Source organism: Epilithonimonas tenax DSM 16811 (assembly GCF_000428485.1).
Classification (GTDB): Bacteria; Bacteroidota; Bacteroidia; order Flavobacteriales; family Weeksellaceae; genus Epilithonimonas; species Epilithonimonas tenax.
The window spans coordinates 57,475-77,451 of record NZ_AUAA01000010.1 but is presented as its reverse complement, the minus strand read 5'-3'; the positions used below and the strand labels follow the sequence as shown (position 1 = coordinate 77,451).

At 38.7% G+C, this 19,977-nt stretch carries 18 protein-coding genes; 11 read left to right on the top strand and 7 right to left on the bottom strand.

Annotated features, from left to right (window positions below; all coding sequences use genetic code 11):
* Positions 1–5: 5 nt before the first annotated feature.
* The 4 genes from F564_RS0106965 to F564_RS0106950 form a co-directional block, all read right to left on the bottom strand.
* On the bottom strand, positions 6–2,048 hold the full coding sequence (locus tag F564_RS0106965; protein WP_028121987.1) for a S9 family peptidase: 2,043 nt from the start codon (positions 2,046–2,048) through the stop codon (positions 6–8).
* 214 nt (positions 2,049–2,262) lie between these two features.
* Positions 2,263–3,003: a uroporphyrinogen-III synthase gene (locus F564_RS0106960; protein ID WP_028121986.1), complete on the bottom strand. Its 741-nt coding sequence runs from the start codon at positions 3,001–3,003 to the stop codon at positions 2,263–2,265.
* A gap of 21 nt (positions 3,004–3,024) precedes the next feature.
* Positions 3,025–3,684 carry a DUF4271 domain-containing protein gene (locus F564_RS0106955; protein WP_028121985.1) on the bottom strand — a complete coding sequence of 220 codons (660 nt, stop codon included), beginning with the start codon at positions 3,682–3,684 and terminating at the stop codon, positions 3,025–3,027.
* Positions 3,685–3,763: 79 nt separating this feature from the next.
* Positions 3,764–4,591, bottom strand: coding sequence for an alpha/beta hydrolase (locus F564_RS0106950; protein WP_028121984.1), 828 nt, complete (start codon positions 4,589–4,591; stop codon positions 3,764–3,766).
* A gap of 471 nt (positions 4,592–5,062) precedes the next feature.
* Here F564_RS0106950 and F564_RS0106945 point away from each other — a divergent pair, with 471 nt between their 5' ends.
* The 4 genes from F564_RS0106945 to F564_RS0106930 all read left to right on the top strand — a co-directional run bounded on the left by F564_RS0106945 (position 5,063) and on the right by F564_RS0106930 (position 8,463).
* Positions 5,063–5,779, top strand: a complete 717-nt coding sequence (locus F564_RS0106945; protein ID WP_028121983.1) for a polyprenol monophosphomannose synthase — start codon at positions 5,063–5,065, stop codon at positions 5,777–5,779.
* Between the two features lies 1 nt (position 5,780).
* Positions 5,781–6,155 carry a DUF4296 domain-containing protein gene (locus F564_RS0106940; RefSeq protein WP_028121982.1) on the top strand — a complete coding sequence of 125 codons (375 nt, stop codon included), beginning with the start codon at positions 5,781–5,783 and terminating at the stop codon, positions 6,153–6,155.
* A 3-nt stretch (positions 6,156–6,158) separates the two neighbouring features.
* The gene (gene tgt, locus F564_RS0106935; protein WP_034980993.1) at positions 6,159–7,292 is read left to right on the top strand and encodes a tRNA guanosine(34) transglycosylase Tgt; all 1,134 of its coding nucleotides are present in this window, start codon (positions 6,159–6,161) and stop codon (positions 7,290–7,292) included.
* Positions 7,293–7,368: 76 nt separating this feature from the next.
* Positions 7,369–8,463, top strand: a complete 1,095-nt coding sequence (locus F564_RS0106930) for an LptF/LptG family permease (protein ID WP_028121980.1) — start codon at positions 7,369–7,371, stop codon at positions 8,461–8,463.
* 51 nt (positions 8,464–8,514) lie between these two features.
* Here F564_RS0106930 and F564_RS0106925 read toward each other — a convergent pair whose 3' ends face one another.
* Complete coding sequence (locus F564_RS0106925; RefSeq protein WP_028121979.1) at positions 8,515–9,225, bottom strand: biotin--[acetyl-CoA-carboxylase] ligase; 711 nt, start codon at positions 9,223–9,225, stop codon at positions 8,515–8,517.
* An 88-nt stretch (positions 9,226–9,313) separates the two neighbouring features.
* Here F564_RS0106925 and rsfS point away from each other — a divergent pair, with 88 nt between their 5' ends.
* The 5 genes from rsfS (at position 9,314) to F564_RS0106900 (ending at position 13,946) form a co-directional block, all read left to right on the top strand.
* Positions 9,314–9,676, top strand: coding sequence for a ribosome silencing factor (rsfS, locus tag F564_RS0106920; protein WP_028121978.1), 363 nt, complete (start codon positions 9,314–9,316; stop codon positions 9,674–9,676).
* Between the two features lie 39 nt (positions 9,677–9,715).
* The gene (ftsH, locus tag F564_RS0106915) at positions 9,716–11,677 is read left to right on the top strand and encodes an ATP-dependent zinc metalloprotease FtsH (protein ID WP_028121977.1); all 1,962 of its coding nucleotides are present in this window, start codon (positions 9,716–9,718) and stop codon (positions 11,675–11,677) included.
* A 128-nt stretch (positions 11,678–11,805) separates the two neighbouring features.
* Positions 11,806–12,384 carry a hypothetical protein gene (locus F564_RS0106910; protein WP_028121976.1) on the top strand — a complete coding sequence of 193 codons (579 nt, stop codon included), beginning with the start codon at positions 11,806–11,808 and terminating at the stop codon, positions 12,382–12,384.
* Positions 12,385–12,393: 9 nt separating this feature from the next.
* A complete protein-coding gene (locus F564_RS0106905; RefSeq protein ID WP_028121975.1) occupies positions 12,394–13,281 on the top strand; it encodes a phosphatidate cytidylyltransferase in 888 nt (295 codons plus the stop codon).
* Between the two features lie 11 nt (positions 13,282–13,292).
* Positions 13,293–13,946 carry a phosphatidylserine decarboxylase family protein gene (locus F564_RS0106900; RefSeq protein ID WP_028121974.1) on the top strand — a complete coding sequence of 218 codons (654 nt, stop codon included), beginning with the start codon at positions 13,293–13,295 and terminating at the stop codon, positions 13,944–13,946.
* Between the two features lie 562 nt (positions 13,947–14,508).
* Here F564_RS0106900 and lon read toward each other — a convergent pair.
* Positions 14,509–16,911: an endopeptidase La gene (lon, locus tag F564_RS0106885; protein ID WP_028121973.1), complete on the bottom strand. Its 2,403-nt coding sequence runs from the start codon at positions 16,909–16,911 to the stop codon at positions 14,509–14,511.
* Positions 16,912–17,077: 166 nt separating this feature from the next.
* Between lon and F564_RS0106880 the strand changes: the two genes are divergently transcribed.
* Positions 17,078–17,779, top strand: a complete 702-nt coding sequence (locus F564_RS0106880; protein ID WP_028121972.1) for a hypothetical protein — start codon at positions 17,078–17,080, stop codon at positions 17,777–17,779.
* Positions 17,780–17,782: 3 nt separating this feature from the next.
* On the opposite strand, the gene F564_RS0106875 is transcribed toward F564_RS0106880, so the two are convergent.
* Positions 17,783–19,003 (bottom strand): aminotransferase class V-fold PLP-dependent enzyme, encoded by a 1,221-nt coding sequence (locus F564_RS0106875; protein ID WP_028121971.1) that lies wholly within the window; start codon positions 19,001–19,003, stop codon positions 17,783–17,785.
* A gap of 327 nt (positions 19,004–19,330) precedes the next feature.
* Here F564_RS0106875 and F564_RS0106865 point away from each other — a divergent pair, with 327 nt between their 5' ends.
* Entirely contained in the window at positions 19,331–19,927 is a 597-nt protein-coding gene (locus tag F564_RS0106865) for a superoxide dismutase (protein ID WP_028121970.1), read from the top strand.
* Positions 19,928–19,977 lie beyond the last annotated feature (50 nt).

Genomic DNA, 19,977 nt, shown 5'->3' with positions numbered 1-19,977 from the left:
ATCGCTTACCATTTATCGTTTATTTTTAAAAGAAACGCGTATTCCAAAGCAATCTCCTTTAAACTTTCGAATCGGCCGCTGGCACCGCCGTGTCCGGAGCTCATATCGGTTTTGAAGATCAGGATATTATCATCCGTTTTCAGTTCTCTCAATTTTGCTGTCCATTTTGCTGGTTCCCAATATTGGACTTGAGAATCGTGAAATCCTGTGGTTATTAAGATGTTAGGGTAGTTTTTTGCTTGGATGTTATCATAAGGCGAGTAGGATTTCATATAATCATAATATTCCTTCTCATTGGGATTTCCCCATTCATCGTATTCTCCCGTCGTCAAAGGAATGGTATCGTCCAACATCGTCGTTACTACATCTACGAAAGGAACTTGCGCCACAATTCCGTTAAAAAGTTCCGGATTGTAATTCATCACCGCGCCTACCAAAAGTCCGCCGGCACTTCCGCCCATCGCATAAAGGTGTTTTGGAGACGTGTAATTTTCTGATATTAAGTATTTTGCGGCATCAATGAAATCAAAAAACGTATTCTTTTTCTGAAGCATTTTTCCGTCCTCATACCACTCTCTGCCCAAGTATTCTCCGCCTCGGATGTGTGCGATGGCAAAGATGTAACCGCGATCCAGCAAAGATAATCTCGTGCTGGAAAAGCTGGCATCCACCGTGTGACCGTAACTTCCGTAGCCGTAAAGTAGAAGCGGTGTGTTTTCAGATTTTGGGGTGTCTTGGTGATAAACCAGAGAAATTGGAACCTGTTTTCCGTCTCTTGCGGTGGCCCAGATTCTTTCTGAGGTGTAGTTTTCTTTGAAGAAGTTGCCGCCCAACACGTCCTGCTCTTTCAGGAGTTTGGTGGTTTTTTCCTTCATATCATATTCGAAAGTGGAAGATGGTTTTGTCAGAGATGTATAACCGAAACGCAATTTTTTGGTGTCAAATTCCATATTCGTTCCGATATAAGCGGTGTATGTAGGGTCAGAAAATGGCAGATAATGAGAGTCTCCGGTTTTGCTTTCGATGATTTTGATCTGAAGAAGACCTCTTTCTCTTTCTTCCAAAACGAAATAATCATTGAAAATTTCAAAACCTTCCAGCAATACATTTTCTCTGTGCGGGACAAAATCTACCCAGTTCTCTATAGATGGATTGTCAACTTTGGTCTTTACAATTTTGAAATTCGTGGCGTCATCTGCATTCGTTACAATGTAAAAATCGTCCTGGTAATGTTCTATAGAATATTCCAAATCCTCTGTTCTCGGCTGGATGATTGTCCACGCTGCAAAAACATCATTTGATGGGATGAATCTGTGCTCATCTTCATTGGTGCTGGATGACGAGATGAAAATGTAGTCTAACGTTTTGGTTTTGTAAACGTTAACGTCAAAGGTCTCATCTTCTTCATGAAAGATCAAAACGTCTTTTTCTGTAGCAGTGCCCAATTCGTGGCGGTGGATCTGGAATGCTCGCAAGCTTTCATCTTTTCTGATGTAGAAAACATAGTTGCTATCGTTGGACCAAACTGCTTTTCCGGTCGTATTTTGTATTTCGTCTTTGTAGATCTCGCCGGTTTTCAGATTCTTGAAGAAGATCTTGTAAATTCTTCTCCCGACTAAGTCAGTAGAAAATGATAAAATGTCATTACTAACACTGATGGAAATGCTCCCAATATCGAAATAATCGTGGCCTTCTGCCAAAACATTCGCATCCAAAAGAATCTCTTCTTCATTGTCCAAAGTCTGGAGCTTTCTGGAGAAAATCGGATATTCTTTCCCATCCTCATAGCGGACGATGTACCAATATTGATTGAAAAAATAAGGCAAAGACTCGTCATCCTTTTTGTAACGCGATTTCATCTCCTCATAAAGTTCATTCTGAAGATCTTCTGTGTCCTTCATCACAAAATCTGTGTAGGCGTTTTCTTCTTCCAGATATTTTACGACGTCGGGATTTTCTCTTTCGTTCATCCAGAAGTAAGGATCGTTCCTTTGGTCACTGTGGATTTCGAGAAGTTTTTCTATTTTTTTTGCGTTTGGAGCATTCATTTTGTTTTGATTTTTTACGCAAAGGCGCAAGATTAGGTTAAAGTCTTAATGTTGAAAGTCGCCAACTTTCAAAGAGGGTAGCAATTTATTTTGCGACTTTAAACGTTAGAATATAAATAATTTTTGCGCCTTTGCGATATTTTTTCTAACTCAAATTTAAACAAAAAAACCATCCCGAAAATTCCGGGACGGTTTTGATTTATGGAGTCAATAATTACTTATTGATGCTTTTGATGTATTTTTCTATCGCCATTGTCATAGAAGGCGTTTCTTTTGTAGGAGCCATCACATTGACTGTGAGTCCTGCTTCTTCTGCAGCAGCTTGAGTTGTGGTTCCAAAAACAGCGATCTTGGTTTCTTTCTGTTCAAAACTTGGGAAGTTGATCTTCAAAGATTTGATTCCTTGCGGACTGAAGAATACCAGCATTTCATAATCATCAATGTTGATGTCTGTCAGGTCGCTCGCAACAGTTTTGTACATAATGGCTCTTGTCCAGTCGATATTGGCAGAGTCCAAGACTTTTGGAACTTCCGGCGTCAGGATATCGGACGATGGCAAAAGATACTTTTCTGAAGGATGTTTTTTGAACAAAGGAGCCAGGTCAGAGAAATTCTTCTCACCGAAGCTGATCTTTCTTTTTCTATAAACGATGTGTTTCTGCAGATAGTTGGCAATGGCCTCCGATTGGCAGATGTATCGCATAGAATCCGGCACTGCGAATCTCATTTCCTCTGCAAGACGAAAATAATGATCAATCGCATTCTTGCTGGTGAAAATAATCCCTGTATATTGGGTCAGGTCTATCTTCTGCGTTCTGAGATCTTTCGCATCCACACCTTCAACGTGAATAAAAGGACGGAAATCAATTTTGATTTTCTCTTTTTTTGCAATCTCCAAATAGGGTGAAGATTCGTTAGGAGCTGGTTGCGAAACTAAAATAGATTTGATTTTCATCTTGAATTGTCTGTTTTAATCTTAAAAAAATAAGAACTTCCAAAGTACCAACACGGGTACTATTTGAAGCGTGCAAATATACAAAAATTTATAATACCATTTTTCTGGTAAAATAGCTTGGTTATGAAAAATATAGATGAGGTTTTTCATCACAAACAATGATATTAACACAAATAGGACGACATAAAAATAACGAACCAGATCCAAAGGGTAGTAATAAAGTGCGAAGCCGGCAGCGATCAATCCAATAGATTCCAGAAAATAGAACTTGCTGGAAATCGAAGCCAATCTTTTCAGCTTTTTCCCTTCTCCAATACTGTTGTAGTAAAGAAAAGTGAGTATGTTTTTCACAATATCGAAGGTCATGACGGCTAAAAAAGTAAAACCGAATTTGTTGAGTTGGATCCCAAATAACTGCAAATCGGAAACAAATTTTGGAACAACAGGGACAAATTGTGATAAAATAACGGTAATCATCACACTTCTCACAATGGAAATAATGGTCCAAGATGGCGTTAAATTATTAGAATCCTCTATCTTCTGCGTCAGAAAATCCTTGATATTGGCATCCCGGTTGAAAACTGAAAGTACGATAATGTAAGCGAAAATACTTCCGAGAATACAATATACCACCCAATCATTATGTTCTGCTATTCTTACCAAGCTCCAAAATTTTTGCAAAAATAGGAATTAGAACAATGGGATGTTATAATTAGTTTGTAATTATTAAACTTATTTGAAAACGGAAAGGCCTGAACAATTATTTTCTATCTCCAATAAAATCTGCAGCTTCATCTAATCTTTTGCTCCACGGTAAAAAATATTGCAAAATCATGGGAACGTGTTTTTTATTGAGCATAATCGGTTTCACATCCGGTTGAAATGGTTTCAACACTTTCAAAAAATTCTCGTTGGCGACTTTTATGGAAGGATAAGTTTTCTCTCCCACGTAAATCAAAAATGGCGGTGTCTTTTCATTAATGAAGTAGATAGATGAAGCCTGTTTCCATTTTTCGGGATCTTTGCTCCAGGTGGCGTCGTAATTGTCTTCTGCTGTGGGCGGATATTTTTCAAGGTAATTTTTCATATCGATGCCAGCAGCGTCAATCAGAATAATACCTGCGATCGTTTTTTCCGGGATCCCGTATTTGGGATTCATCACGGCCGAAGTTGCCAGTTGTCCGCCTGCAGAATGGCCGGAAATGAAAATACGTTCCGGGTCGCCATGGTATTTCGCCGCATTTTGTTTGGTGAATTGGATCGCTGCTGCGATTTCTTTGGTCATTTCATCTACATCTGCGTTGGGACTCAAGGTATAATCCGGAATCACAACAGTCATATTTTTGCGGGCGAAGTTTCTCCCGAGCAGATGATACTTGTCCTTATTGCCGGTGTTCCAATTTCCGCCGTAAACGTAAATGAGGACTGGCAGGTTTTTGTCCTTGATGTTTTTAGGCGTGAAGATATTCAGTTTTACATCTTCTCCTTTATGGTTTTTGGTGTACGAAATATCTTTGTAGATCACGGTCGGTTTACAACTAATCATCATTATAGCCAGAAAAAGTAGTATGAGAATTGGTTTTTGCATTTTATATTTTTGATAAAATTAGATACGAATAAATTGAGCATTTAGATTGTATGTCATTTTTAGACCAATCATCGTTGTCATTTTTTTTTACATAATAAAATTTGATCGTTTTTTAAATTTAACATTCAGTTTCTGTGGTGTTTCTGCGAGGTCCTTATCACTCTCCATGGTTCGTTAGCATCTTGCTCGTGGCTGTAACATAACAAAAACTAAGTGCAAACAATACTAAACCTTGTAGCAAGTGGTTTCGTACAAGACAAATTTGTGAAGAGGACACGAGCGAGACGCTCGCACCAGATTGGGGCTGACTCGTACCAATCATTTACGCAAGCATCATTAATTTGTAAACCTATTACAGAAAATCTTTCTTTACAAATTCTATCAGCTGATATTTCTATTAAAAAAAGTTAATTTCCGCCCTCCCAAATAAACATTAACGATTAAAGATTATCTTTGCGGATTATTTGCCGGATGAAGAAACTAGTCATTATTCCCACCTACAACGAAAAAGAAAACGTCGAAAAGATCATTTCGGCTGTTTTTGCTTTGCAGCAAGATTTCCACGTTTTGGTGGTAGACGATTCTTCGCCCGATGGTACGGCTGAGATTGTTAAAGGTTTGAGAGAGAGGTTTCCGCTTCAGCTGCATCTCACCGTCAGAAAGATAAAAGATGGCTTAGGCAAAGCTTACATCCACGGTTTCCAATGGGCGATCCACAATGAGTATGATTACATCTTCGAGATGGATGCCGATTTTTCCCACAATCCCAAAGATCTCATCAAACTTTACGAAGCCTGCAAAACAGCAGACATGGCCGTTGGTTCCAGATATTCTCAGGGTGTGAATGTCGTCAACTGGCCAATGGGAAGGGTTTTGCTCTCTTATTTCGCTTCAAAATATGTGCGTTTTGTTCTCGGACTTCCGATTCACGATACGACTGCAGGATTTGTTTGTTTTAAAAGAAAAACATTGATTGCCATTGGCTTGGACAAGATCAAACTGAAAGGCTACGGCTTTCAGGTGGAAATGAAATACCGGGTTTTTAAAAAAGATCTGAAGATTGTAGAAGTACCGATTATTTTTACGGACAGAACAGAAGGCGTCAGCAAAATGAACGGCGGAATCATCCAGGAAGCCATCTTCGGCGTTCTGAATTTGAAGTGGAAAAACCTGATTGGAAAATTATAATATGAAGCATTTTGTTTTTTCTTTAATGATGATTTTCTGTATTCTGTCCTGTAGAGAGGCTTTGGAAAAACCAAAGAACATCTTGCCAGAAGAAAAGATGTCCGAGATGATTGCTGACTTTGCAATCAATGAACAGCAATTCACCATCGGAACCAACATCAATTCTGAAAATGCAACAAGGTTCATTTTGAAAAAGTACCATATCAAAGGCGAACTTTTTACAGCCAGCTATCAATATTATATGACGAAACCAGCGATCATTAATGATATTTTGGACAACGCCCAGAAGATCATCATAGCGAAAGACCCGAAAGCAGAAGCTTTCATCAATAAAAAATTAAAAGAGAATCCCGGAATACCGCCGCAAGCGAGATAAATTATGCAAAAATTTTTTGAAATCGAAAAAACTTCAGAGTCCAAAGCGAGAGCTGGAGTGATCAATACCGACCACGGACAGATCCAAACGCCTATTTTTATGCCGGTTGGTACGGTGGCATCTGTGAAGACCGTGCACCAAAGAGAGCTGAAAGAAGACATAAAAGCGCAGATCATTTTAGGAAATACCTACCATTTGATGCTTCGTCCAACCATGGATATTATGGAAAAAGCAGGCGGGCTTCACCAGTTTATGAATTGGGATCTTCCAATCCTGACAGATTCCGGTGGCTATCAGGTTTTTTCTTTAGCGAAAAGCAGAAAAATTACAGAAGAAGGTGTGAAATTCAAATCGCATATAGACGGCAGCCTACATTTTATGTCGCCAGAGGTTTCTATGCAGATTCAAAGACAAATAGGCGCCGATATTTTTATGGCTTTTGACGAATGTATTGCTTATCCCAGCGATTATAATGCCGTAAAAACATCAATGGAGCTCACGCACCGTTGGTTGAAAAGATGCATCAGTTGGACCGAGGAAAACAAAGAGTTATACGAACACAGGCAGAGGTTATTTCCCATTGTTCAGGGTTCTTGCTATTCTGATTTGAGAAAGATCTCTGCTGAGGTCATTTCTGAAGCTGGCGCAGAAGGTAATGCCATTGGCGGACTTTCCGTTGGAGAGCCGGAACCGGAAATGTACAGAATCACCAATGAAGTGACAGACATCCTCCCGAAGGACAAACCGAGATATCTGATGGGCGTTGGAACACCTTGGAATATTCTGGAAAGTATTGGTTTTGGTGTAGATATGATGGACTGCGTAATGCCGACCAGAAACGCCAGAAACGCAATGCTTTTCACTTGGCAAGGTGTGATGAACATGAAAAACGAACGATGGAAAGAGGATTTTTCACCTCTTGATGAGTTTGGGACAAGTTATGTAGACAGCGCCTACAGCAAGGCTTACGTCCGTCATCTTTTCGTTTCTAAGGAATATTTGGCAAAACAAATTGCATCCATACATAACTTGGCATTTTACCTTGATTTAGTGAAAGTTGCGAGAGAACATATTGTTGCAGGCGACTTCTATCAATGGAAAGATTCTATCATTCCGCAGCTAAGACAAAGGCTTTAGAATAAACCGGAGAACAGTAAAAAGAAGCGAGATTCAGAAATTAATTATCAATCATCATTTATCAATTTGTAACTCGATGAAAATCATAGACCTTTACGTCATCAAAAAATATTTGGGAACCCTCATTTTTATGTTGGCGCTTTTGTCTATCATCATTATGGTTGTGGATGTGCAGGCGAAAACGCCGCGGATTGAAAGCAACGGCTTTACAGTAGGATATTTTTTGCTTAATTTCTATCCGTTCTGGATCCTGAATCTGATCCTGACCTTTATGTCGATCCTCGTTTTCATTACGGTGATTTTTTTCACTTCCAAGATGGCTAATAATACAGAAATTGTTGCCATCATCAGTAGCGGCGCTAGTTTCCATAGGTTTGCAAGACCATATCTGATTACTTCTTTATTAATATTTATAGTGACGTTGGCGGTGAATCATTTTATTTTACCGTGGGCCAATATCCAAAAAAATATCCTAGAACCTTATACTTATAACAGTGTGAACAAGGAGAAGTTGCTCGGAAATATGAGCATTGCCTCCAATATCAACCCTAATGAATACATCTTCGTCAACAGCTATAATAAAAAGGAAAACCGCGGTTCTGGCTATATGTATCAAAAATTTGATAAGAACAAAAAGTTGCTTTATCAGATCACGGCGATGGATATCCAGTGGGATGAGAAGACGAAAAAATTCATTATTAATAATTATATCGAAAGAACTGCAGCGAAGAATGATACCGAAATTCTTGCGCAAGGCGCTTCCAAAACTCAGGATTTCAAATTGCCACCTTCAGAATTATTTCCGGATAAACTGGTGGCTCAGAACAAAACCACTCCAGAATTATTAAACTTGATCAATCGCGAGAAAATGAAAGGGAACAACAATGTGACCTCTTTTTACAACGAACTTTATCAAAGAACATCTATGCCTGTTTCCATCATTATTCTCACGTTTTTGGGCTTGTCACTATCGTCTCAGAAAAAACGGGGCGGACTGGGGCTTAATCTCGCTTTGGGAATCGCTTTGGCCTTCCTGTTTGTATTCTCTTTTCAGGTTCTCAATGTGGTTTCCGAAAACAAAACACTGACGCCACTTTTGGCCATGTGGCTTCCAAATATCATTTTTGCACCTATTGCTGCTTATCTTTACATCAAAAGAGCGAATCAGTAATTTTTGTTTAATGTGAAATTTTAAAACTGTTTAATCAAAAAATAAAGGTCCTCAGTAAAGCAGTTCTATCTCCTTATGAAAGAACTTCTGCAGGCCTTCATTTTCCAGATCGATCCAGAGAAAACCATTTTTGTCAGCATTTTTGATGATGCCATTTTGGCGCAAATCGTTTTTCTGAAAAACCGAAATCTCATCTTTTCTGAAAAGCTCATGATTGTATTCTGTTAAAATTTTATTTTCAGAATCCATATTTTCCATTTTTGAGCTGACATGGTTGTGGAATTTCTCTGCAAACACCTTCAGGTCAAAACTTAATCCTGTGACAGACAGTACAGAGCCAGCTTTCGGCAGGTGTGAAAAATCGGACTGCAAAATATTAATGCCGATTCCAATGATAAAATTTTCGTTGTTGTTGATTCTTTTTTTTTCGGTCAGAATACCACAGACCTTTTTACCATTCAGGATAATATCATTTGGCCATTTTATTTTTGCCGTCGCGTTTGTCAGATTGGCAAGAAAATCCCGGACGATGATAGCGGTATAGTAATTGACGAAGGTATCGGAAATAGGAACGTTAGCAGTTTTTGTCGCGAGAGAGTACGCCAGGTTTTCGTTCGGGATCACTTGCCATAGATTGCCGTACTGGCCACGACCTTTTGTTTGATTAAAAGTAAAAACGGCAGTTGATTCGTCTTCACCTAAAAGAGAGATAATTTCGTCATTTGTAGAAAAACAATTTTCGATATGGTGTAAATGGGTCATTTATGAAAACTTTAAGAGATAATAAACGTCAGAAACAAAAGATAAATAGATAAAAATCAATAAATTTGCAAATTAGACAATTTTTTGAATGAGTAAAATTACAGAAAAACAATTATTAATCGATAAGATCGTAGATTCGATTCAAGATACAAAGGGGGAAGATATTTTGGTCTTCGATTTAACCGGAATAGAAAATGCAGCAGCAGAAACATTTATCATCTGCAGTGGAAATTCTAATACGCAGGTGTCTGCCATCGCTGGAAACATCCAAAAAAACGTAAGAAACGACCTCAATGACAGACCTTGGCATGTAGAAGGTACTGAAAACTCTATGTGGGTTTTGGTAGATTACGTTTCTGTGGTTGTGCACATTTTCCAAAAAGAGATCCGTGAATATTACGATATCGAAGAACTTTGGGGTGATGCAAAAATCACAAAAATAGAAAGTTAAAAGATGCGCTTTAGCATCATCAATCTTTAAAAAATAAAAATGAATAACAAAGGATTCAACTGGTTTATACCCGTTTTGTTGGGACTCATTTTACTCATATTTCTTCCAGGGATTCTTGGAGATTCTATGGTAAAAAACATTGATGAAAAAGAATTTTACACACTTGTAGAAAAAGGAAAAGTTGGCGAAGTAATGGTCTATAGAGACAATTTCAAAGCTGATGTTTATCTGACAAAAACTGCGAAAGCAGAATTAAAGAAAACAGATAAAGAAAATGATCCGCTTTCTGTGATCAATATCAAACCAAGTCCCGACTTTGTCCTGACTTATGGTGATCTTAGATATTTCCAGGAAAGATTTGAAAGCATCAATTCCAAATTGCCTACACAGGCAAGAATGGAGTTCGGTAAAAGCCAAAGTGGTTTTTCCGAGCTGCTGTTTACCTTAGCACTGTGGGGCGGACTTTTCGCCCTGTTGTACTTCTTCATTTTCAGAAAAATGGGAGGTGGCGCTGGCGGACCTGGCGGCCAGATCTTCAGCATTGGAAAATCAAAAGCCAAATTATTTGATGAAAAGGACAAATTGCAAGTCACTTTTAAAGATGTTGCAGGGTTAGAAGGGGCTAAAGAAGAAGTGCAGGAAGTTGTAGATTTCTTGAAGAACTCAGAAAAATACACGAAACTAGGAGGTAAGATCCCGAAAGGCGTTCTTCTGGTAGGTCCTCCGGGAACTGGTAAAACCTTATTGGCGAAAGCCGTTGCAGGTGAAGCTAAAGTTCCGTTTTTCTCTTTGTCAGGTTCAGATTTTGTAGAAATGTTTGTGGGCGTTGGAGCCTCCAGAGTGAGAGATCTTTTTGCTCAGGCAAAGGCGAAATCTCCTGCCATTATTTTTATTGATGAGATCGATGCTATCGGTAGAGCAAGAGGAAAAGGTGGTTTCCAAGGCGGTAATGACGAGCGTGAAAATACGCTGAATCAATTACTTACAGAAATGGATGGTTTTGGGACAGATGTCAATGTGATCGTGATGGCTGCTACAAATCGTGCTGATATTTTGGATAAAGCATTAATGAGAGCGGGCCGTTTTGACCGTTCTATTTATGTAGATCTTCCGGAACTGCATGAGAGACAACAGATCTTTGATGTCCATTTGGCTAAAATCAAGTTGGATGACACCATTGACAGAGAATTTTTAGCAAAGCAAACGCCAGGATTCAGCGGTGCTGATATCGCCAATGTTTGTAATGAAGCAGCATTGATCGCGGCAAGAAACTCTCACGAGTCTGTTAATAAACAAGATTTCTTGGACGCTGTAGATAGAATCATTGGTGGTCTGGAGAAGAAAAATAAAGCCATCAAACCTTCCGAAAAAAGAAGAGTAGCCTTCCACGAAGCTGGTCACGCCACGATCTCTTGGTTGGTAGAGCACGCAGCTCCCCTTCTGAAAGTAACAATCGTTCCGAGAGGCCGTTCACTGGGTGCCGCTTGGTATCTTCCGGAAGAAAGACAGCTGACGACCACTCAACAAATGTTGGACGAGATCTGTGCAACTCTGGGCGGTAGAGCAGCAGAACAAGCTGTTTTTGGTAATATTTCCACTGGTGCCTTGTCAGATCTTGAAAGGGTGACAAAACAAGCTCAGGCAATGGTGACGATCTATGGTCTCAATGACAAAGTGGGGAACATTTCTTACTACGACAGTTCAGGTCAATCAGAATACAGTTTTGGAAAACCATACTCAGAGCAAACTGCGAAACTCATTGATGAAGAAATCTCCAAATTAGTAGAGACGCAATATGCAAGAGCAGTCCATATTCTCACAGAAAATAGAGATAAATTAGACGCTTTGGCTACTAAACTTTTGGAAAAAGAAGTCATTTTCCGTGAAGATCTTGAAGAAATATTTGGGAAACGTGCTTGGGATCCAGAATTGACAGAAAAGCCTGTCTCAAGTCTTGATAATCCTGCAGATGCCGGAAACGTCTTAAATCCAGAAGGTTAAACCTTATTTAACAGCATTATATAAAGAAAATCCTAATTTTATTTAGGATTTTCTTTTAAAATAAAGTTTTGGTTTTTAGCCGATTATAATTATTTTTTTACATTTGTATTAATTAAAGCTTAGAAAAATTGAGTCTGTTCAAAAAACTCGTCAATAAAATAATGAATCAGCCCGAAGAAGAGCAGCCAGATGTTACCAAACTGGCCGATCAACTTCGTGATGCAGATTTGGATTATAAATTTGCACAACTGTTCACACTTTCTGGAGGTTTTTTTAACTATTGTGCAGATGAATCTGAAGCGCTACAGACGCTCAATCAGATTATCAAGATAGAGCAGGTAAAGGACGTTTTCTGTTGGGATCAGGATCTTAGAAATTTCTTGGACGTCATCAAAACCCCCTATTCTCCGGAATTGACAGAGCAGAATGATGCCGCATTTATCACTTGCGAACATCTCATTGCTTTTGATGGCAGAATTATGCTTTCCCATAACAATATCCTTCATTACCATTCATCAAGATTACCAAGCAAGATTATCATCATGGCCAATGTTTCTCAGATTGCAAGCAACCTGAACGAAGCAATGATGAAGGTCAAACGTGCCGGCAATCTTAAAAATTTGACCTCAATCAGCGGAAGTCAGTCCAAATTAGACACACCTAATAAGGATAATACCAAACTTTTCTTACTTTTGCTGGAAGATTAAATTTCAGTTTTGGATAAAAATTTCATTCAGCGTACCATTTCCGGGATCATTTATGTTCTGGTGATTGCTATTTGCACCACTCCACTAGGAGAATACCTATTTGGCAGTTTCCTGCCACAACTTAAACAGCAGTATCTTTTTTACGGATTGATGACCTTCTTTTTGGTCGTTGGCCTTTACGAATGTATCAGGATGATGAAATTTGATAACAGCATTTACAAATGGCTGGTTTTTCCGGTTGCCGCCATTGTTTATTATCGATTTACGCAGCGGTTTTTCCATCATGATTTTCTTAATAGTTATAGCATCCATAATTATTTCAGTGAGATTCTCGCTTTAGGGTTGATTGTAATTGCCGTAGTGACACTTTTTAAATATTCCAGAGAACTTTACTTCGAAAACGGAAAACTGATTTTCACCGTTGTTTACGTGACTTTACCTTTCGCATTTTCTTTAGGCTTACCGAAGTTCAGCACAGTGGATCCTGGTAAAACCTTGACGCTGGAGGTTTTTATGCTATTTGTATTGATCTGGAGCAGTGATACTTTCGCTTATCTCACCGGGAAATTCTTCGGTAAGCACAAGATGGCACCCAGGATTTCGCCAAAAAAAACCTGGGAAGGCTTTGCTGGTGGCGTAGTTTTGACCTTGGTTTTAGGATTTTTCGTAGAACAACATTTTGCGGATCTTCGCGGGAACTGGATGGTTGTTGGTTTTTTGGTGTCTGTTTTTGCTCCGTTGGGCGATTTGGTAGAAAGTCAGTTAAAACGTAGTTTTGCAGTCAAAGACAGTGGGAATATCATGCCTGGTCATGGCGGCGTTTTGGATAGACTGGATAGCTTCATCATCTGCGTTCCTGTGGTCTATTTATATTTTATTTTAGAAAAATTAGTTTAAGATTTTATCATATGAAGCTTCATAAAGAATCAAAAGGGACCTTGATCGTTGCAATACTGTTTATTGCGTTTATCGGAACCATATCCATCTATTATTTGCAATTGTGGTCTTTGGTCATCCTGATTCCGCTATTGGTCATGTTGGGATTGATATTTTGGTTTTTCCGTGTTCCTACCAGAGCCATTCTGGATCATACAGAAAATGTCATCGCGCCGGTTGATGGCAAAGTCGTGATGATAAAAGAAGTCGTTGAAGATGAATTCATCAAGGACAAATGCATTCAGGTTTCTATCTTTATGTCACCTCTTAATGTCCATATCTGCCGCTATCCGGTAAGTGGAGATGTGATTTATAAGAAATACCATCCGGGAAAATATCTGGTGGCTTGGCACGAGAAATCATCTACTGAGAACGAAAGAACCACTGTTGCCGTGAAAAGTCTGACCAATCACAATGTGGTTTTCCGCCAGATTGCCGGCTATGTGGCGAGGAGAATCGTTTTCTACTGTAACGTACAAGATGAAGCCAAAGCGGGTCACGAGTTTGGTTTTATTAAATTCGGTTCCAGAATGGACGTTTTTCTTCCTCTGGACACAGAGATTCTTTGCAAGATCGGCGATAAAACAAAAGGCGGAATAGATGTCATTGCAAGAATGAGAGATTAATTCCCCACCGCTATAAAATTTAAAAGAGGCTTTTCATTAAGTCTCTTTTTTTTTGTTCGTTGAACTTACTTTCTCGGTGCAACGGTATTGTTTTTTTTTGAAGTATCAAATTCTATTCGGAAAATAATCAAATTTTCAGCTGATCAGCGTTTTGTGTTTTTCTCTATTATCGATGAATATCCAGATCTTGATCTAGATTAATATCAAAGCAACTGTAACAAGTTTAGTCTACTATTTCTACAGAATTGTTTTCCTGCATAGGCTTTCTTTCGCCAAATTGCGTCGCAAACAGGAAGGCCAAAACAGCAAAACAGACCAATAAAGCAGCCATTACAATGAAAATCTTTTTTCGAAATGTAAGTTTTGGAATGTACGAGACCAAAAATATCAAGATTATTAATAGAATTAAAAATAGTGCGGTAATTCCCATGCTTTGTTCGAATATTTTGGTGCAATTCGTAAGAAGCAATTTAATGAAAAAAAGACTTGAAAATTAAAATAAAAATCTGTTCGGGAAATATTCTCGAACAGATTGATATGGTTACTTATAAGATGTGGTACTCTACGTCAGGGCGATTTTGATAACTTCAGTCATATTGGTCACGTAATTGACTTTCAGGTGCTTCAAATAATCTTTTTTGATTTCCTCCACATCTTTTCTATTGGCTTCACAAAGGATCACTTCTCTGATTCCGGCTCTGGTTGCCGCCAGTAATTTCTCTTTGATTCCGCCGACTGGCAAAACTTTTCCACGGAGTGTGATCTCGCCTGTCATTGCCAAATGTGGTTTCACTTTGATGTTTTTGTAGCTGGAAACCATCGAGGTCAGCATGGCTATACCGGCAGATGGACCATCTTTTGGAGTGGCGCCTTCCGGAACGTGAACGTGGATGTTTTTCTTTTCGATATCATCTTCAGAAATGCCTAATTCTTCGTAATGTGCCTTGATAAATTCCAGCGCGATGGTTGCAGACTCTTTCATCACATTTCCGAGATTTCCGGTCATTGTAAGCGCTCCTTTCCCTTTGGAAAGAATGCTTTCTATGAAAAGAATATCACCGCCAACGCTGGTCCATGCCAAACCTGTGACAACACCGGGAACGTCTGTGATCTCCGCCAAGGTTTTCGGTCTTGGAACGCCAAGAATTTCATCAACTTTATCGACTGAAATCTTCGGATCAAATTCCTTTTCCATTGCAATTTGTAATGCAACCCAACGGGCAACTCCCGCAATCTTTTTCTCAAGTGATCTGACGCCGCTTTCTGAAGTATGAGCATCAATAATATGTTTCAATTCCGCATTTCCGAGTTTCAGATATCTGGTCTCCAAACCGTTTTCACGAAGTTGTTTTTTGATCAAGTGTCGTTTTGCAATCTCGATCTTTTCTTCCAAAGTGTAACCTGCGATGCTGATGATCTCCATTCTGTCCAGAAGCGGACGCTGAACGGTTGATAATGAATTTGCCGTTGCGATAAACATCACTTTTGAAAGGTCGTAGCCTAATTCTAAGAAATTATCGTAGAAATTGTTATTCTGTTCAGGATCAAGAACTTCAAGCAATGCTGAACTCGGATCACCGTGAGCGCCTTGACCTAATTTATCGATCTCGTCTAATACGATTACAGGATTTGAAGTGCCTGATTTTTTGATAGACTGCAAAATTCTTCCGGCCATTGCGCCAATGTAGGTTTTTCTGTGTCCACGGATCTCGCTTTCGTCGTGCAGTCCACCAAGAGAAACACGCACGTATTTTCTGCCCAAAGCATCAGCCACGGATTTTCCTAATGAGGTTTTCCCAACACCCGGAGGACCCACCAAACAAAGTATTGGCGACTTCATATCGTTCTTCAGTTTCAGAACGGCAATGTGTTCCAGAATTCTTTTCTTGATATCTTCCAATCCAAAATGTTCTTTATCCAAAAGCTTTTCTGCCTTGTTCAGATCAAAGGCGTCTTTGGAATAATGTTCCCAAGGAAGATCTGTAAAAAAGTCCAGATAATTACGCTGGACATTATAATCCGGCGAGCTGGAGTGTTGTCTTGAAAGTCTTTGGAGTTCTTTCTCGAAGTGCTTTTCTACATCGTCACTCCATTTTAATTTTGCCGCTTTTTTTCTCAGTTCATCTGCATCAGATTCTGCGCCGCCACCCAATTCGTCCTGAATGGTTCGGATCTGCTGATTCAGAAAATATTCGCGTTGTTGCTTGTCCAGATCTTTGCTAGTTTTCTGATGGATCTGGTTTTTGAGTTCCAGATGACGAAAATCATCGTGCATCATTTCGTACAGATTTTTTGCACGTCCGATCAAGGTTTTTTCGTCTAATAAGCTTTGTTTTTTGTCTGAAGCAAAGTTGCCGTTGGCAGAAACGAAGTTCAAAAGATCTTCCTCACCATCAATGTTTTTGATGGCAAATTGCGCTGCATTTGGAATATTAGGATCGATGTTGATGATTTTTTCCGCAAGATCCTTGATGTTGTCCATCAATGCTGAGAATTCCTCTTTATCTTTTGGCTGAGCATCTTTTTGCTTGGTGATTTCTGCCAGGAAATAAGGTTCCTGAGAAACAAATTTTTTAACCTTAAATCTCTGAACACCTCTGGTAATGGCCGTGATATTGCCTTCCGGAAGGGTGATTATTTTAAGAATTTTCGCCAAAGTGCCAACAAGATAAAGGTCTTTTTCTGACGGGTTTTCTTCATTAGGATTTTTCTGGCTGATGATTCCCACGAGTTTATTTTCTCTTTGGGCATCTTCCAATAGTTTTTTCGATTTCTCTCTTCCAGCCGTAATGGGCGTGATCACTTTCGGGAACATCACCATATTTCTTACGGGAAGAATTGGGAAAACCGTTTGGGTTTTGTCTGCCTCGTGATTGCCAAGTTCATCCAGATTGATTTCTTCTGCTACAATCCCAAAACCTTCATCAAGAATCTCCTCAAAGTTGATATTATCAAATTCTGTCATAGTATATTGAATGACATAATGTCATTAATCTTAATTGATATAAAAATCATTCCTCTTTTTTCACAGAGAAACAATACTGTTTTAAACGAATCTATCAATTCGCAAGAGATGTGCCATTAGGAAAAGCAATACAATTTGTCATATTTCGTTCTTTAATTAAATTTTAGTGCTGAAGAAGTATTTTGCAATTATTTTGTTCATCTTGATTTCGTGTGGGAAAAGTACTGAAAAACAAACTTTAGAAAATTTCGATTTAGAGAAATTAGATGTTTTTAATAATGAAGAGATTAACATCTTCATTCAAAGTTTTTTATTAAATCAAGAACCCAATCAAAAAGAAGATTTGCTAAGCGATATAAATTTTACAAAATATATTGGTGATAATTTGACAAAAGATTCATTGATTTTAAATGAAAAAAATCTACGAATGGTTTCACCCAAGGAACTTGATTCTTTGATTTCAAAAGAAGATTGGATATTTATTAGAAAGCAAATTAATGACAATAGGGATTATTTGATTGATAAAAAATTTTTCAAGCAAAAAGTTCTTGATTCCGATTCATTAAAAACAGAAAACGAAAAATCCACGAAAAATGCAGTTAAAATAACAGATTCTCTAAAGAAAATAAATATGGTTGCTGCAAAAGAATTTGCAAAACAAAGTGACCAGAAGTATTATAACTTCATTAGAAAATATACACCGATATTACATGTGGATAAGCCATTATTTACCACAGATAAAAAACTAGTGATTTTTTCTTATTCAACTTATTCTGGTCCACTCAGTACATTTTCCGAAACTGCTATTTATGAATTTCGAGATAAAAAATGGAGAAAGATAAAATCAGTCAGGATGATGATTAGTTAATCTTTACAGCAACATTCTCTGCGCTTTTTTCACGCCTTCAACCAAAATATCAATTTCTTCCAAAGTATTGTAAGCTGCAAAACTTGCGCGTACGGTTCCTGCAATGTTGAAGAAATCCATAATCGGTTGGGTACAATGATGTCCGGTTCTCACAGCAATTCCCAGTTTGTCGAGAATCATTCCTGTGTCAGAGGCAATTCCTGCACCTTCCAAGTTGAAAGAAACGACGCCAGTTCTGTTGGCTTTTTCGCCATAGATTTTAATTCCGTCTAATTCCAGAAGTTTTTTCTGAGCGTAATTTAGAAGGTCGTTCTCGTGGTTTTGAAGATTTTCATGACCGATATTTTCAATGAAATCTACAGCTGCGCCAAGCGCAATATTTCCACCAACATTGGGCGTTCCCGCCTCGAATTTGAAAGGCAGACCTGCGTAAGTGGTTTTCTCGAAACTGCAGACTGCAATCATCTCGCCACCGCCGTGGAAAGGATGAAGATTTTCCAACACGGATTCTTTCCCGTACAGGATTCCTGTTCCCATTGGCGCGTACATCTTGTGTCCGGAGAATACGAAGAAATCACAATCCAATTTCTGAACATCGATTTTGAAATGAGGTGCAGATTGAGCGCCGTCAATCAAAACGTAAGCGTTGGAAAGTCGTCTTGTTTTTTCAATGATTTTTTCGATTGGATTTACGATTCCCAAAGCATTAGAAACCTGATTTACGGAAACAATTTTCGTTGTTTCGTTCAGCCATTCTTCCAAAACATCGATTTGGAGGATTCCGTTTTCATCCATTGGAATGACGCGAAGTTTGGCGCCTGTTCTTTCGCAAAGCATTTGCCACGGAACGATGTTGGAATGGTGTTCCAAATAAGAAATAATGATTTCGTCGTTTGGCTGGATTTGATTGGTCAAAGCATAAGCCACAAGGTTGATACCTTCCGTAGTTCCTTTGGTGAAGATGACTTCGTAGTCGTGTTTTGCATTGATGAAGCGCTGGATTTTCTGTCTGGATAGTTCCATTTCTTCCGTTGCCAATTGACTCAAAGTGTGGATGCCACGGTGAACGTTGGCGTTGATGGTTTCATAATATTTTTCCCAAGTTTTGATGACTGAAATCGGTTTTTGGGAAGTGGCGGCATTGTCCAAATAAACTAATGGTTTGCCATTGACTTCTTGGTTCAGGATTGGGAATTGGGCTCTTATATGATTGATATCGACCATTTAGATGTAGATATTAGATGTTAGAAATTAGATGTTAGATTAAAAATCCAATGTTTAAAACGTTGAATCTGCAGCCCGGCCTGAGTGGAAATCCTTTTTGTGGCTGGAAAAGCTTTGGCAAAAAGATTGGGAACGGAGGACGGATAAAGCTGCCCAAATAATTAAGTTAATAAAAGTACTTGATTATTTAGAATGCGTCAAAGTTACGGCAAATTTTATTATATTTTTCGATGTTAAATATTTATAAAATAAGTATAATTCTTGCTTCTTGGAATAATAATTGACTATTTTTGAACCATTCATTTATTAACAGATAAATACCAAACTATGTCATTCGAATTACCAAAACTTAGTTATGCGTACGATGCGTTGGAACAAACCATCGATGCTAAAACAATGGAAATCCACCACTCAAAACACCACCAAGCGTATGTGGACAATCTTAATAATGCCATCGCAGGTACAGACCTTGAGGGGAAATCTCTTGAAGACATCCAAAAAACAGGCACTGATAAACCAGCGGTAAGAAATAACGGTGGCGGCCATTACAACCACTCACTTTTCTGGGAACTTTTGACGCCAGGCGGCAGCAAAGAACCAGTAGGGAATGTAAAAGCTGAAATCGAAAAAATCGGTGGTTTTGATAAATTCAAAGATGATTTTTCTACTGCTGCTAAAACGAGATTTGGTTCCGGTTGGGCTTGGTTGGTGAAAAATTCTGATGGGTCTGTAGTTGTTTCTTCAACACCAAATCAGGATAATCCATTGATGCCTATTGCAGATGTACAAGGAACGCCAATTCTTGGATTGGATGTTTGGGAGCACGCTTATTACCTTAATTATCAGAACAGAAGGCCGGACTATGTGACTGCGTTTTTTGATGTGATCAATTGGGATAAAGTGGAAGAACTTTACAATAAATAATTTTTCATAGAATTATATTGAGAAACCCATCAGACTTGATCTGATGGGTT